Origin of the sequence: Leisingera sp. SS27, from assembly GCF_028368855.1 — a bacterium.
GTDB lineage: Bacteria > Pseudomonadota > Alphaproteobacteria > Rhodobacterales > Rhodobacteraceae > Leisingera.
This window is the reverse complement of record NZ_JAQNCY010000004.1, coordinates 247957-261963: the sequence shown is the minus strand read 5'-3', so window position 1 is coordinate 261963 and position 14007 is coordinate 247957. Positions and strand designations below refer to the sequence as shown.

The window sequence follows — 14007 nt, the reverse complement described above, 5'->3', positions numbered from 1 at the left end:
TGCAGGTTAGGGCTGTTCAAGCGCTTGAGCCAGCAGGGCCAGACCCGGTTCAATCCGCGTTGCAGGAATCGAGGAATAGCCCAGTCTGTAGTAGTTTTTCTTGCGGCGTTCGGCGGCAAAGAAGGGCGCGCCAGGTTCAATGATCACGCTTTTTTCGCGCAGCCTTTCGGCAACTGCGGTGGTATCGGCATTCTCAGGTGCCTGCATCCAAAGGGCGGAACCACCAAAGCTGCCGACGCCGGCGATAGTCAGATCGTATTTGCGGATTGCATCCTCGATCACGGCGCGCCGGTCGTGCAGGACCTTGGCGATGCGGCGGATTTGTGCGTCGTAGTGGCCGAGTGAAAGAAAATAGGCAACTGTGCGCTGAACGTGGCCAGGAGGGTGCCGCAGCACGCTTGCCCGCAACGCACGGGCCTGCCGGATAAACGGTTCAGAGCCGACTAAGTAGCCGAGCCTGAGGCCTGGGAACAGCGACTTGGAAAAACTGCCCGCGTAGATAACCCGACCTTCAGTGTCGAGCGACTTGAGTGACGGTGAGGGCGCGCCGAGGAAGGACATTTCGAACTCGTAGTCGTCCTCGACAATCACGGCATCGATTTCGCTGGCACGCCGCAGCAGTTCCTTGCGGCGTTCCATTGGCATTGTGAATGTGGTCGGGCTCTGGTGGCTGGGAGTGCAGAAGATGACATTGGTGTCATCAGGGATGCTGCCGGGTGGCAGGCCGCAGTCATCCACCGGAATGCAGTCGACCTGGCATCTGGTTTGCACTACCTGGTCACGTAAGGTGTAGTAGGCCGGGTCCTCAACAGCTGCGCGGCGTCCGCGGTTCAGCAGAAGCTGGCAGGTGATCCACAGTGCGTTTTGGGCGCCCAGCGTGATCAGAATTTCCTCCGGCCGTGCCGTGATACCGCGCCGTGGCAGTGTATGGCGGGCGATATACTCGATCAGCAGCGGGTCGTCCTGATCGAAGTAATCATTGGCCAGGGCAGAGAAATCTTTTTGCCCCAAGGCGCGCAGCGCACAAAGCCGCCAATTGGCGTGATCGAACAGCGAGGCGTCCGCCTGTCCGTAGATGAATGGGTACCGGTAGTCGCGCCAGTCCTGCGGTTTGCGGGGGGTGTCGCCGCCTGTAAAGCTGCGTGACATCACCTTGCCCCAGTCCACAGTATCGCCGGATTTTTGTTGCGGTGTATAGGAGGGCGGTACGGGCGCATTGTCGGAGACAAAATACCCTGAACGCCCGCGAGAGGTGAGATAGTCGTTCGCCAGAAGTTCTGTATAGGCTAACGTCACGGTGATCCGGCTGATGCCCAGATGCGCGGCTAGTTTGCGCGAGGAAGGCAGCTTCTCGCCAACCCGGAAGCGGCCGGACAAGATACCCTCGGCAATCATTTCCTGAATCTGCGCCTGCAGTGTTCCCTGCGCGTCCGGGTTCAGAAAGAAGGTGTCAACGGAAATGGCCATGCAGGCACCTTAGAGTGGACTTAAGTGGGGTGCAATCTGGACTTAGGGCCAGTTTAGTGGAATCTGCGCCTTGTACTGGCCGGGCGGGCAGTGCCAGTTTGCCGCATGTTGAAAATCATTGGCCACTTAGCATTTACCCTTCTATTAACCCTTCTCACACAACTCGGCGGGATTGCTTGGTTAGTGGCGCTTATGTTCCGGCGCAGGCTTGCAGCATTCCTGGTTCTTTACTTGGGTCTCAGCCTTTCGGCCATCTGGACCGCTCCGCACTTCGGGCGGGTTGCGCTCAGCTGCTGGCAGCAGGGCCCTCTGCAGATGCAGTCTTGGTATTTTTGCCTGTTAAACCGGAACTTTGTGACACCGGAGCTGGCCGAGGTGCTGCAGGAAACTGCGACAGCGGTTGATACAGCTTATCCCGGTACCGTTACGCTGGTGCTAGATGCAAATTTCCCTTTTCTGGCCGGCTTTCCGCTGCTTCCGCACTTGTCACATAGTGACGGGCGCAAAGCGGATATCGCTTTCTATTATTCCGACGCATCAGGCTATAGGCCCAAGGCGGTCCGGTCTCCGATCGGCTATTTTGCCTTTGAACAGGGAGTGTCGGAATGCCCGGCTGCCTGGCTGTCACTGCGCTGGGACCTACAGGCGCTGCAGGTATTGTGGCGGGATTTGGAGGTCGATGCGGACCGCACCCGTCATCTGCTGCGGGTTCTGGCTGCAGACGGCAGGGTCAGAAAAGTCTTTCTTGAGCCGCATCTGCAAAGCCGGTTTGGGGTGAGTTCCGGCAAACTGCGCTTTCAGGGGTGCCGTGCTGCGCGGCACGATGATCATATCCACCTGCAGCTCTAGCTTGGCAGGAACCTGTCTCCTCTTGAAACTTGGCGTTAAGGCTATAAAACTAGTTTTATCGAATCGATTGGAGTTGAGATTATGGAGTGGGAAGAAGCTGCTCAAGGCTTCGCAGCCATGGGGTCCGAAGCACGCTTGCAGGTTCTGCGATGCCTGATCCGGGCTGGAGACAGCGGGCTGACTGTCGGAGAAGTTCAGAGCCGCACCGGTATCGCGCCTTCGACTCTGGCTCACCATCTGAGATTTCTGACCGCGGCGGGCGTGATCGGGCAGGCGCGCGACGGGCGCAGCACCGTCTGCCGGGCCGATTATGGGCGGCTAGAGGCGCTTGCGGGCTTCATCTTGCAGGAATGCTGCGTGGATGCAGGCACGAGGGATGCAAGCGATGGCTGAACTGACACAGCAACCCCACACTGTGAAGATGCTGCGCCGCTGGCTGAAAACACCTTGGACGCTAAGCGTCGCATTGCTGGCAGCTGTGGCAATTCTTGATCCGGGCAACTTCCGATCTGTTCTGGAGTTCACCCTGGCGGCACTGGGCAGCACAGCACGATATATCCTGTTTGCAGTGCTGCTGTTGGCCTATCTCAAGGCAACAGGGGCCGAGACGATGGTTGCACGCGCTTTTGAAGGCCGTGAAACCAGGATGATCTTCCTAGCCGCTTTGTTTGGCGGCTTGGCACCCTTCTGCTCTTGCGAGGTGATTCCGTTCATTGCAGGGCTTCTGTCGCTCGGTGCGCCGTTGTCGGCGGTGATGGCGTTCTGGCTGTCCTCACCGCTGATTGACCCGCCGACGCTGTTAATCACGGCGGGCGCTTTGGGCTGGCCATTCGCCATCGGTAAGGCAGTGGCTGCAGTGGCTTTGGGGCTGTTTGGCGGTTTTGCCATCAAGCTGTTGCGTGGGCAGGGCGTCTTTGCCAGCCCTCTACGGCATCAGAAGCCCAGAAGTTGCTGCGGTTGTGGCAGCACGAGTACGGATGCCAGGCCAAACTGGAGTTTCTGGACTGAGGCAGAGCGACGGGCGAACTTTCGCAGGGAGTTCGTTTCAAACGGCCTGTTCCTGTTGAAATGGCTGGCGCTGGCTTATGTGCTGGAGTCTGTTTTAGTCCACTACGTGCCGGCCGGAGTGATTGCCGGACTTGTCGGCGGGGATGGTGTGCTGCCAATTGCCGTTGCGGCTCTGGTCGGGATGCCAGCCTACCTCAATTCCTATGTAGCGCCACCGCTTCTGGCTGGTCTGATGGAGCAGGGAATGAGCGCGGGTGCGGCGATGGCCTTTATGGTGGCAGGCGCGGTCAGCTCAATTCCTGCCATGGCCGCGGTCTGGTCGCTGGTCAAGCCAAAAGTATTTGCCGCCTATCTGGGACTGGGAGTAAGCGGCGCGATTCTGTCTGGCATTCTATTCCAGCTGATCTGAAAATTCCAAAAGCGGGCGCCGCGCTGACGCGCGGCGCCGTTTCCCGTCCAAAGGAAGTCACGGTGACTCGAGCCTCCCTCCGGACCGGCAACGGAGTTCATTTGAACCCACTGCGCCGGGGCCAGCTGCCCAGCAGCAGGCCATTGGCAGCATTGTCTCGCGTTTCGCAAAAGAAAACGCCCCGGATTCCGGGGCGCAGTTTTTCGTCCAACAGGGAGAAGTTGTCAGCCGAATACTTTGGTCAGTGCTTTGTCGACCGCATCGCAGATTGCGTCGATGTCATCGGCGGTGGCAATCAGCGCGGGGCTGAAGCAAAGGGTGTTGTTGCGGCCGGGCAGCGAGCGGTTGGTGACACCGATGATCACACCCTGCGCGCCGCATTCCGCGACAACTTGCTGGGCCAGTTTCTCTTCCACCGGCTCCTTGGTTTCGCGGTCTTGCACCAGCTCAGCGCCCAGGAACAGGCCCTTACCGCGGACGTCGCCGATCACGGCATGCTTTTCCTGCAAAGCGCGCAGGTTGTTCAGCATCCGCTCACCCATGGCTGCGCAGTTTTCCAGAAGGTTCTCGTCTTCGATGATGCGCATGTTTTCCAGCGCAGCTGCGGGACCTGCGGTGCAGCCGCCAAAGGTTGAAATGTCGCGGAAGTAACCCATCGGATCGGACGCGTCTTCCTTGAACATGTTGAAGACTTCCTCAGTGGTGACCATGCAGGCAATTGCCGCATAGCCGGAGGCAACGCCTTTGGCCATGGTCACGAAGTCCGGCTTTATGCCGTACTGCTGGTAGCCGAACCATTTGCCGGTGCGGCCGACGCCGCAGACCACTTCGTCGATGTGCAGAAGCACGTCGTACTTCTTGCAGATCTCCTGCACGCGCTCCCAGTAGCCTTCCGGTGCTTCGATCACACCGCCGCCTGCGGTCACCGGCTCCAGGCACAGGGCGCCGACGGTTTCCGGGCCTTCGCGCAGGATGACTTCTTCGATTGCGTCAGCTGCGGCAATACCGAACTCGCGGCCGGACAGATGTTCCAGTCCCAGCTCATGCTTACGGTACTCCATGCAGTGGGGCACGCGGACGAAGTCAGGCGCGAATGGGCCGTACTGCGCGTTGCGCTCATCCTGGCCGCCTGCCGACATGGTCGCCAAGGTGGAGCCGTGATAGTCGCGGTCACGGTACAGGATCTTGGTTTTCTTGCCGCCGTATTTCTTGTGGGCGATCTGGCGGACCATCTTGAAGGCTTTCTCATTCGCCTCGGATCCGGAGTTGGTGTAGTAGACGCGGGTCATGCCCGGCATCTTCTCGATCAGCTTTTCGGCAAACAGTGCGCCAGGGATGGAGCCTGCGGAGTTGGCGAAATAGCAGACCTTCATCAGCTGGTCATAGACGGCCTTGCAGATGTTTTCGCGGCCATAGCCCACGTTGACAGTCCACACACCGCCGGAAACCGCGTCCAGGAACTCCTTGCCGTTCTGATCCCAGACGCGCATGCCTTTGCCCTCGACAATGATGCGCGGGTCAGTGGTTTCCAGCGCCTTGTGCTGGAACAGGTGGTGCCACATGTGGGCCTTGTCGGCCTCGACCACGCGGGAGAGATCGTTTTCGTTGAACGTGCCGTCCATGACATGTCCTTTCGGCGTTAGAAGTGAATCAGGCTGCCCGGAACCCTACAGGGCTTCTGAGGCGTATTATGTACCAGAAACGTCAGAATCCGGGAATTCGTTAGGGCCAGAGAATGTGCTTGCTTAGGTCCAGAGGCGGGGCATTCCGGTTCCTTGGCGAGGTGCAGCCGAGGGCTGACCCTGAAAGAGCAAATGTTATGGAATTGCCTCGTTGAGTTTATCTGTATCATGATGCCAGCTTGTGCAGGTGTTTAATATGCAAGCGGCGGCAGTATGGCCGAAAAGGAGAACACCCGTGGCAAAGTTTACTTTGATGGTGGCCCCAAATGGTGCCCGGCGGACACGCGCGGATCACCCGCAGTTGCCTTGTACGCCGCAGCAAACGGCTGAAGTGGCGGCGGCTTGTTTTGCTGCGGGTGCTCAAAGCCTGCATTTGCACGTGCGCGATGATACCGGGCGGCATTCGCTTGATGCGGGCCGCTATCGTGAAGCCATTGATGCAGTTCGGGAAAGTGTGCCCGCAATGGCGGTTCAGATCACTACGGAAAGTGCGTGCTTGTATGATGTGGCCGCCCAATTTGACTGCCTGAAGGCTTTGCGTCCGGCCGCAGCTTCGGTTTCAGTCCGGGAAATGGCCCGTGACCCGCAATTGGCCAGTCAGGCCTATGCGTTTTGCCGGGAAGCAGGTACCAAGCTCCAACACATATTGTACGGTCCTGACTGCATCGCCCAGTTGCGTGCCTGGTATCAGGACGGCACCGTGCCGGGCATTATGCGCGATGCCATTTTTGTTCTGGGCAATTACACCCCCCCGGTTCTTGCCCGGCCCGAAGGCTTGGCTGTCTTCTGTGACGCTGCGGCGGATTTGCGCCTGAACTGGACTGCCTGCGCCTTCGGCCGGAACGAGCACGCCTGCCTGCTGGCCGCAGTGGCTGCAGGCGGGGATGTGCGAATCGGATTCGAGAATAACATCGAAACACCTGAGGGCGGGCTGCTGGCAGACAATGCAGCCTCAGTTGCCGCCTTCGCCCAGGCCGCGCGGGACGCGGGCCATCGCCTCAAGGAGTGCTGAACATGTCTCACGTCTTTCCCCGCCACACCAAGGCTGACCTGCCCACCGCTGTTGCAGGCGACGGCTGCTATCTGATTGACGCGGAAGGCAAGCGCTATTTCGACGGTTCCGGCGGCGCAGCGGTGTCCTGCTTGGGGCATTCCGACGCCGATGTCATTCAGGCAGTGCAGGATCAAGTGGGCAAACTGGCCTTTGCCCACACTGGTTTCCTCACCTCCGAACCCGCCGAGGAACTGGCGGACCTGCTGGTCGCCAATGCACCCGGTGACATTGACCGGGTTTATTTCGTCTCCGGCGGCTCCGAAGCTACAGAGGCTGCAATCAAACTCGCCCGCCAGTACCATCTGGAGCGCGGCGAGCCGCAGCGCCGGCATCTTATTGCTCGCAAACAAAGCTACCACGGAAACACTCTTGGTGCGCTGGCTGCGGGTGGCAATGAATGGCGCAGGACACAATTTGCGCCGCTCCTGATCGAAATCTCTCACATCTCGCCCTGCTATGAATACGTGGGCAAGGCAGAGGGCGAGAGCAGCTATGACTACGGCCAGCGGGTTGCCAATGAGCTGGAAGAGGAAATCCTCCGCCTGGGGCCTGATACCGTGATGGCTTTCATGGCGGAGCCGGTGGTTGGAGCAACCTCTGGTGCAGTGCCCGCGGTGGAGGGCTACTTCAAACGCATTCGTGAGATTTGCGACCAATATGGCGTGCTGCTGATACTTGACGAGGTTATGTGCGGCATGGGGCGCACTGGGTATCTTTTCGCTTGCGAGGCCGACGGCGTGGCGCCTGATATTCTCTGCATCGCAAAGGGGCTGGGGGCGGGCTACCAGCCTATTGGCGCTATTCTGTGCACCAGGCAGACTTATAAGGCGATTGAGTGTGGTTCCGGATTTTTTCAGCATGGCCACACCTATATCGGTCACCCGGTGGCAACAGCGGCGGGGCTTGCTGTGGTCAGGGCGATGCTGGAGCGCGGTTTGGTGCCGCGCTGTGCCGAGATGGGAGAGAAACTGCAGGCTGCGCTGGAAGAACGTCTGGGACAGCACCCCAATATTGGCGACATCCGTGGACGGGGGCTGTTCCGCGGAGTGGAGCTTGTCGCTGATCGCGAGACCAAGGCTCCGTTTGATCCGGCACTGGGTTTGGCAGGAAAAATCAAAAAGGCAGCGTTTCAGGCTGGCCTGATCTGCTATCCGATGTCAGGCACGCGGGATGGCCGGAACGGCGACCATATCCTGCTGGCGCCTCCATTCATCATCACAGATGAACAGATCGCTGAAGTGGTGGATAAGCTGGAAACAGCCATCGCTCAGTGCCTGCCTGCAGAGTAGTCCTTTATCGGGCCGGCGCGGCAGTCAGGTGAAAGAGGTTCCGGACCATCTAAGCTGCTCCAGAAGGCTGACATAGTTTTCCACGCCCTGCGCGCCGGCCACCAGGTGGCGGCGATTGAATACCATGGCGGGAACTCCGCGAACACCTTGACCAGTCCAGAACGCTTCACGCTGGCGGACAGTGTCAGCGTAGGAGCGGCTCTCAAGTGCCGTCCGGGCCTCGGATCCTGCTAATCCGATAGCTTCCGCGGTCTCTGCCAGGACATCCGGGTCTGAGACGTCCGCGCCATCTGTGAAGTATGCGCTGAGAAGCGCTTGTTTCATCTCGTGGCCCTTGCCGCGCTCACTCGCCCATTCGATTATCTGGTGGGCTTGAAAGGTATTGTAGATCCGCATGCCGTCAAAAAAGCGGAATGTGAAACCAAGAGCGTCCCCCAATTCAGTCAGCTGTTTTCGCACTTGTGACGATTGCTCGGCCGTGCTGCCGTACTTTGCTGCAAGATGTTCCCGCAGATTTTCGCCTTCGGGTGCCATGTCCGGGTTCAGCTCAAACGGTTGCCAGCTGATGTCGAGTGCAACGCCAGCGCGCTGGGCGGCAATGGCAAGCTGGTTATAGCCCACCGCGCACCATGGGCAGACGACGTCTGAAACAATATCGACCTGAACGGCGGGACGAAGTGTCGAAGCCTCTGCCATGGATCGTACCTTTGGTTCTGATTGCTTATGGGAAACATGGGGCTACTGGACCGCCAAAACAACTGCTGACGCAGTGCTGCTAGCTGTTCACCAATGGCAAGAGTGTGCTCAAATCAGTCTTTGCCCAGCCTGCAAGCCTTGCGGGCCAGGTCCTCAATTGCGCTCCAGTTGCCAGACTGAACCAGATCCTTGGGAGCGACCCAGCTGCCGCCGGCGCAGACCACATTGCCAAGGCTCAGGTAGCTTTCTGCATTGGCCGGGCTGATTCCACCAGTGGGGCAGAAGGATATCTGCGGCAGGGGTGCGCCGAGGGCCTTAAGAGCGGGGGCGCCGCCGGATGCTTCTGCCGGAAAAAATTTCAGCATACCGTAGCCGCGGGCCAGGAGGCGCATTGCCTCAGTTGCGGTGGCCGCTCCTGGAAGCAGGGGCAGGCCGATGGATTCGCAGGCATCCAGCAAATAGTCAGTGGCACCGGGCGAAACACCGAATTGGGCGCCTGCATCCTTGGCGGCTTCGGCGTCTTTGGGGGTGATCAGCGTGCCGGCTCCGACAACACCGCCTTTCACCTGCGCCATCTCGCGGATAACATCCAGCGCCGCACCGGTGCGCAGGGTGACTTCCAAGGCGGGCAGCCCGCCTGCCACCAGTGCTTCGGCAAGGGGACGGGCATGGGATGCGTCCTCCACCACCAGCACCGGCATCACTGGCGCCAGGGCGCAGATCTCGCAGGTGCGCAGGCTGGCTTCCTTAGGGATGATCCGCATCATTCAAACTCCAAATACGCTGGCGCCTTCGTCGGCCGAGGCAACCGAACGGCGGAAAAGGGAAAACAGCTCGCGGCCGGTGCCGTGCTGATATGCGCTGAGGTCGGCAGTAGCAGGGGGGCGGTTCAGCGCTGTCTCAGTTAGGACTTCGAGGGTGCCCTTAACCGCATCGAGCCGGAGGAGATCGCCATCCCGGATCCGGGAAATCGGGCCGCCATCCAAGGCTTCCGGCACCACATGGATTGCCGACGGGATTTTGCCGGAAGCGCCGGACATCCGCCCGTCGGTGACCAGAGCCACCTTCTGGCCGCGGCCCTGAAGGATACCGAGGAATGGCGTCAGGCTGTGCAGTTCAGGCATGCCGTTGGCTTTTGGCCCTTGAAAGCGGACCACTACAATTACGTCGCCGGTCAATTCGCCCGCCTTGAAGGCGGCCTTGGCCTCTTCCTGGTCGTGAAAGACCCGGGCTGGGGCTTCGACCACTTGGTGTTCTTTCGCGACTGCCGAGACTTTGATGACAGAGGTGCCAAGATTGCCGGTCAGCCGCTTCAGCCCGCCGGTCTTCTGGAAGGGCGCATCCGCGGGGCGCAGCACTGCGTCGTTCAGGCTTTGCCCCGGGCCGGGGCGGAAGGTGAGCCCATCCTCCGACAGGAACGGCTCCTGCGTATAGGTCTCCAGCCCTTCACCCGCGACTGTCCGGGTGTCCGGGTGCAGGAGCCCCGCCTTCAGCAGCTCGCCAATCATGTAGCCCAGCCCGCCTGCGGCGTGGAAATGGTTCACGTCGGCCAAGCCATTGGGATAAACTTTCGCCAGCAGCGGCACAGACTCAGAGAGTTCCGCAAAATCCTGCCAGTCGAGGAGAATGCCGCCCGCCCGCGCCATGGCAATGAGGTGGATCAGAAGATTGGTGGAGCCGCCGGTGGCCATCAGCCCGACAATGCCGTTGGCATAGGCCTTTTCGTCCAGCACATCGCAGACAGGGGTGTAGTTGTTGCCAAGGGCGCTGAGCGACAGCGCCCTCTTGGCGCCTTCAACCGTAAGTGCCTCGCGCAGGGGCGTGCCGGGATTGACGAAAGAGGAGCCGGGCAGATGCAGTCCCATGAACTCCATCAGCATCTGGTTGGTGTTGGCAGTGCCATAGAAGGTGCAGGTTCCGGGGCCGTGGTAGGCAGCCATTTCTGCCTTCAGGAGCTCCTCGCGTGAGATTTCTCCTGCAGCGAATTTCTGGCGGATCTGTGCCTTTTCGTCATTGGCCAGGCCGCTGGTCATTGGTCCTGCGGGAAGGAATACTGCCGGGATATGGCCAAAAGCCTGGGCGCCGATCACGAGGCCCGGCACAATCTTGTCGCAAACGCCGAGAAACACCGTCGCGTCGAAGACGTTATGGCTGAGCGCGACGCCTGTTGCCATGGCGATGGTGTCGCGGGAAAACAGGCTGAGTTCCATGCCAGCTTCGCCCTGAGTGACCCCGTCGCACATCGCAGGCACCCCGCCGGCCACCTGCGCGGTGCCGCCTGCCTTGCGCACCGCATCGCGGATCAGCGCAGGATAGGTTTCAAACGGCTGATGTGCCGACAGCATGTCGTTATAGGCAGTGACAATCCCTAGATGCCCCTTGCTTCCTTCTGCCAGCGTTTGCTGATCTGTACCGGAAGCCGCATAGGCATGGGCCTGACCGGAGCAGCTGAGATGCGCCCGGGCCGGTCCTTTGCCCTTTGCAGCGCGCATCCGCTCCAGGTAGGCGGTGCGGGTCGCTTCGCTGCGCAAGAAGATGCGCTCCGTGACGGCTGCCAAAGTGGAATTCAGGGTCATGTCGTGCCTTTGCTGTCATTTGCGAGGGCGGAGGAGAGGGTATTCATCTTATGCTCCGATGCTGCGCCAGCGGCGGCCGTCGCGATGGATGAGAAGGAGCGAGTCATCGGGTCCGGAGCTGCCGCTGTCATAGGGCTGCGGTGTGTCGCCCGCTTCCTGCCAGCCGCCAATGATCGGGTCAGCCCAGGCCCAGGCGGCCTCAACCTCGTCCCCGCGCATGAAAAGTGTCTGATTACCGCGGATCACATCCATGATCAGGCGCTCATAGGCGTCCTGCGGGCGTCCCGATTCCGCCAGTTCATCGGCAAAGGTCATGTCCAGGTTTGCACCTGTCAGCCGCATGCCGCCGGGGCCCGGATCCTTGATGGTAGTTTTCAGCGTGATGCCTTCATCGGGCTGCAGCCGGATCACCAGCACATTTCCATGCACAGGCCCTGAACCTTCGAAAATATTGTGCGGCGGGTCGCGGAAGTAAACGGCGATCTCACTCACCCGCTCGCGTAGACGCTTGCCGGTGCGCAAGTAGAAAGGGGTGCCTGCCCAGCGCCAGTTCGCCACCTCAACCTTGAGAGCAATGTAGCTTTCAGTACGGCTGGCTGCATTGCCAGCATGATCGCGATAGCCATCGCCGTTCAGGCCGCTGTTTCTGCTACGGTACTGGCCGCGGGCAATGCTGGCCTGTGGCACCGGGCGCAGCGCCTCGATCACCTTGACCTTTTCGTCCCGTACCGAGTTGGGGGTAAACTGCGCGGGCGGTTCCATCGCCGTCAGGCAGAGAAGCTGCATCAGGTGGTTTTGCACCATGTCCCGCATGGCACCGGATTTGTCATAATACTCGCCGCGCCCCTCAACGCCGATGCTTTCGGCCACGGTTATTTGCACATGGTCGATGTGGGAAGAATTCCAAAGCGGCTCGAACAGCGAGTTTGCGAAGCGCAGAGCCATCAGGTTCTGCACTGTCTCCTTGCCCAGGTAATGGTCGATCCTGTAGATTTGCTGTTCTTCGAAATGTTCTCGGAGAGCAGCGTTCAGAGCCTTAGCTGAAGCAAGGTCGTGGCCAAAGGGTTTTTCCAGAACAATGCGGCTTTCAGGAGTTGCGATCCCGGTCTCGCTGAGACGGCGGGCGATGTCGGTGAACAGCGACGGGCCAACTGACAAGTAGAAAGCGCGCACTGCGTCGTCACGCAGTTTTTCGCGGATCTCATCCCACCCGGCATCGCCGCGGGCATCAACGGCAGCATAGTCCAGCAGCGCGGTGAAGGAAGCGATCTCCTTGGGTGTGGTCTCTACTTCCTGTCCGAATTCGCGGATCGCATCTGCAGTTTGATTGCGGAACTCTTCAGCAGTCAGTTCGCTGCGCGAAGTGCCGATGATCCGGCAGTCACTGCTGAACTGGCCGATCTGAAAGCGATGAAACAAGGCGGGCAGGATTTTACGGCGGGCCAAGTCACCGGTCGCGCCAAACAGCACGAGGTCAAAAGGATCAACTGGGATGACGCGGGAAACCATTGATATTACATCGCTGTTCCATTGGGGCCGAAAGGCCAGAGCATTGTGCCGCCAAGGGCGCGGCAATTCAATTCCCTCTGCTGGCCTAGGGGCAGATTAAGTTTCGTTATCGCTAACATGCTGGCTGCCTAAGGGCTACAGAAAATTTGGTTAGCGGGAGCATAGCCGCACGGATTTTGCAGAACTGGGAGTCTTGCGTCTTAAAAGTGCAATTTGATCAAATGTTGCCAGGGGGCGCGGCAGGGACTAAGCATATCGGGAAGAATACAGTTTCCGATAGGAAGGAATGCCGATGAAGCCGCTTGCAGGCCTGAAAGTGGTCGAACTTGCCCGTATCCTGGCCGGGCCGTGGATTGGTCAGTCGTTGGCAGATCTGGGTGCCGAGGTCAAAAAAGTGGAAAGCCCCGACGGAGATGATACCCGCAAGTGGGGCCCGCCTTTCATCGAGCGGGATGGCGACAAGTCAGCCGCTTATTACTATGCCGCCAACCGTGGGAAAGACTGCGTGACAGCTGATTTCAGGACAGCAGAAGGCAGGCAGGCAGTCGTCAGACTGGTCCAGGATGCCGATATCCTGATTGAAAACTTCAAGGTTGGCGGGCTGAAAAAATACGGGCTCGATTACGAGACGCTCTCCAAGATCAATCCGCGGCTGATTTATTGTTCGGTCACAGGATTTGGCCAGGACGGGCCTTATGCGTCGCGTGCAGGTTACGACTTCCTACTGCAGGGAATGTCCGGGCTGATGTCGATCACCGGCGCGCAGGATGGTCAGCCGCAGAAAGTAGGAGTAGCGATCACCGACATCGTAACAGGGCTCTATGGGACTATTGGCATTCTGGCTGCGGTGGAGCATCGCCATACAACGGGGCGAGGCCAACACCTGGATATGTCCTTGATGGATTGCGCAACGGCGCTGCTGGCAAACCAGGCTATGAATTATTTGGCGACCGGCGAAAGCCCGTCTCGGCTGGGCAACGACCACCCCAATATCGCGCCTTACCAGGTGATGGCGGTCGGTGACGGTCATATTATCCTGGCGGTTGGAAATGATGGCCAGTTTCAAAGGCTGTGTGATGTCCTTGGATTGCCTGAAGCGAAATCCGATGCACGCTTTCAAACCAATCAGCTGCGGGTGGCAAACCGAAAGGAATTGACTGCTGTCCTTGAAGCGGTGCTGGCTGATTGGTCGCAAACGGAGCTTCTGGCCGCGCTGGAGGCAGCAACTGTGCCGGCTGGACCGATCAACACCATTGGGCAAGCCTTTGAGGACCCGCAAATCAGGCACAGGGGCATGCAAATTGCGCCGGAGGGCGTGCCGGGCGTGCGTGGTCCTTGGAAATTTTCAGAGGCAGAGCTGTCATTGGAAAAATCGGCACCCAAGCTGCCGAAACAGCTGACCTGACTTGCGCGGTTAAGACCTGAACGCGCGTAAACTCGCTTACATTCGCGCAGGAACGCTCACTTT

The 14007-nt window shown here is 59.5% G+C and carries 12 protein-coding genes; 6 read left to right on the top strand and 6 right to left on the bottom strand.

Annotation, left to right across the window (positions count from 1 at the left end; translation table 11 throughout):
• Positions 1–6: 6 nt before the first annotated feature.
• Positions 7–1467 carry a MocR-like pyridoxine biosynthesis transcription factor PdxR gene (gene pdxR, locus N6L27_RS11345; RefSeq protein ID WP_271907360.1) on the bottom strand — a complete coding sequence of 487 codons (1461 nt, stop codon included), beginning with the start codon at positions 1465–1467 and terminating at the stop codon, positions 7–9.
• Between the two features lie 105 nt (positions 1468–1572).
• On the opposite strand from pdxR, the gene N6L27_RS11340 reads away from it, so the two are divergent.
• The 3 genes from N6L27_RS11340 (at position 1573) to N6L27_RS11330 (ending at position 3733) form a co-directional block, all read left to right on the top strand.
• Positions 1573–2316, top strand: coding sequence for a hypothetical protein (locus N6L27_RS11340; RefSeq protein ID WP_271907359.1), 744 nt, complete (start codon positions 1573–1575; stop codon positions 2314–2316).
• Between the two features lie 81 nt (positions 2317–2397).
• Positions 2398–2709, top strand: a complete 312-nt coding sequence (locus N6L27_RS11335) for an ArsR/SmtB family transcription factor (protein ID WP_271907358.1) — start codon at positions 2398–2400, stop codon at positions 2707–2709.
• On the top strand, positions 2702–3733 hold the full coding sequence (locus N6L27_RS11330) for a permease (RefSeq protein WP_271907357.1): 1032 nt from the start codon (positions 2702–2704) through the stop codon (positions 3731–3733). Before N6L27_RS11335 ends, N6L27_RS11330 begins: the two co-directional genes overlap by 8 nt.
• A 224-nt stretch (positions 3734–3957) precedes the next feature.
• Here N6L27_RS11330 and N6L27_RS11325 read toward each other — a convergent pair whose 3' ends face one another.
• Positions 3958–5355: an aminotransferase family protein gene (locus tag N6L27_RS11325; RefSeq protein ID WP_271907356.1), complete on the bottom strand. Its 1398-nt coding sequence runs from the start codon at positions 5353–5355 to the stop codon at positions 3958–3960.
• Positions 5356–5611: 256 nt separating this feature from the next.
• Between N6L27_RS11325 and N6L27_RS11320 the strand changes: the two genes are divergently transcribed.
• Entirely contained in the window at positions 5612–6427 is an 816-nt protein-coding gene (locus N6L27_RS11320; protein ID WP_442915761.1) for a 3-keto-5-aminohexanoate cleavage protein, read from the top strand.
• 2 nt (positions 6428–6429) lie between these two features.
• Positions 6430–7758 carry an aspartate aminotransferase family protein gene (locus N6L27_RS11315; RefSeq protein WP_271907355.1) on the top strand — a complete coding sequence of 443 codons (1329 nt, stop codon included), beginning with the start codon at positions 6430–6432 and terminating at the stop codon, positions 7756–7758.
• 24 nt (positions 7759–7782) lie between these two features.
• On the opposite strand, the gene N6L27_RS11310 is transcribed toward N6L27_RS11315, so the two are convergent.
• From N6L27_RS11310 to zwf, 4 genes are all read right to left on the bottom strand, one after another.
• On the bottom strand, positions 7783–8454 hold the full coding sequence (locus N6L27_RS11310; protein WP_271907354.1) for a DsbA family oxidoreductase: 672 nt from the start codon (positions 8452–8454) through the stop codon (positions 7783–7785).
• A 113-nt stretch (positions 8455–8567) separates the two neighbouring features.
• The gene (gene eda, locus N6L27_RS11305) at positions 8568–9218 is read right to left on the bottom strand and encodes a bifunctional 4-hydroxy-2-oxoglutarate aldolase/2-dehydro-3-deoxy-phosphogluconate aldolase (RefSeq protein ID WP_271907353.1); all 651 of its coding nucleotides are present in this window, start codon (positions 9216–9218) and stop codon (positions 8568–8570) included.
• A 3-nt stretch (positions 9219–9221) separates the two neighbouring features.
• On the bottom strand, positions 9222–11030 hold the full coding sequence (gene edd / locus N6L27_RS11300; RefSeq protein ID WP_271907352.1) for a phosphogluconate dehydratase: 1809 nt from the start codon (positions 11028–11030) through the stop codon (positions 9222–9224).
• A 48-nt stretch (positions 11031–11078) separates the two neighbouring features.
• Entirely contained in the window at positions 11079–12539 is a 1461-nt protein-coding gene (gene zwf, locus N6L27_RS11295; protein WP_271907351.1) for a glucose-6-phosphate dehydrogenase, read from the bottom strand.
• A gap of 292 nt (positions 12540–12831) precedes the next feature.
• On the opposite strand from zwf, the gene N6L27_RS11290 reads away from it, so the two are divergent.
• Entirely contained in the window at positions 12832–13944 is a 1113-nt protein-coding gene (locus tag N6L27_RS11290) for a CaiB/BaiF CoA transferase family protein (protein ID WP_271907349.1), read from the top strand.
• Positions 13945–14007 lie beyond the last annotated feature (63 nt).

Excerpts from the sequence above, each read along its gene's own strand:
- pdxR (WP_271907360.1), bottom strand. The coding sequence starts at position 1,467 with ATGGCCATTTCCGTTGACACCTTCTTTCTGAACCCGGACGCGCAGGGA.
- N6L27_RS11340 (WP_271907359.1), top strand. The coding sequence starts at position 1,573 with ATGTTGAAAATCATTGGCCACTTAGCATTTACCCTTCTATTAACCCTT.
- N6L27_RS11335 (WP_271907358.1), top strand. The coding sequence starts at position 2,398 with ATGGAGTGGGAAGAAGCTGCTCAAGGCTTCGCAGCCATGGGGTCCGAA.
- N6L27_RS11330 (WP_271907357.1), top strand. The coding sequence starts at position 2,702 with ATGGCTGAACTGACACAGCAACCCCACACTGTGAAGATGCTGCGCCGC.
- N6L27_RS11325 (WP_271907356.1), bottom strand. The coding sequence starts at position 5,355 with ATGGACGGCACGTTCAACGAAAACGATCTCTCCCGCGTGGTCGAGGCC.
- N6L27_RS11320 (WP_442915761.1), top strand. The coding sequence starts at position 5,612 with ATGCAAGCGGCGGCAGTATGGCCGAAAAGGAGAACACCCGTGGCAAAG.
- N6L27_RS11315 (WP_271907355.1), top strand. The coding sequence starts at position 6,430 with ATGTCTCACGTCTTTCCCCGCCACACCAAGGCTGACCTGCCCACCGCT.
- N6L27_RS11310 (WP_271907354.1), bottom strand. The coding sequence starts at position 8,454 with ATGGCAGAGGCTTCGACACTTCGTCCCGCCGTTCAGGTCGATATTGTT.
- eda (WP_271907353.1), bottom strand. The coding sequence starts at position 9,218 with ATGCGGATCATCCCTAAGGAAGCCAGCCTGCGCACCTGCGAGATCTGC.
- edd (WP_271907352.1), bottom strand. The coding sequence starts at position 11,030 with ATGACCCTGAATTCCACTTTGGCAGCCGTCACGGAGCGCATCTTCTTG.
- zwf (WP_271907351.1), bottom strand. The coding sequence starts at position 12,539 with ATGGTTTCCCGCGTCATCCCAGTTGATCCTTTTGACCTCGTGCTGTTT.
- N6L27_RS11290 (WP_271907349.1), top strand. The coding sequence starts at position 12,832 with ATGAAGCCGCTTGCAGGCCTGAAAGTGGTCGAACTTGCCCGTATCCTG.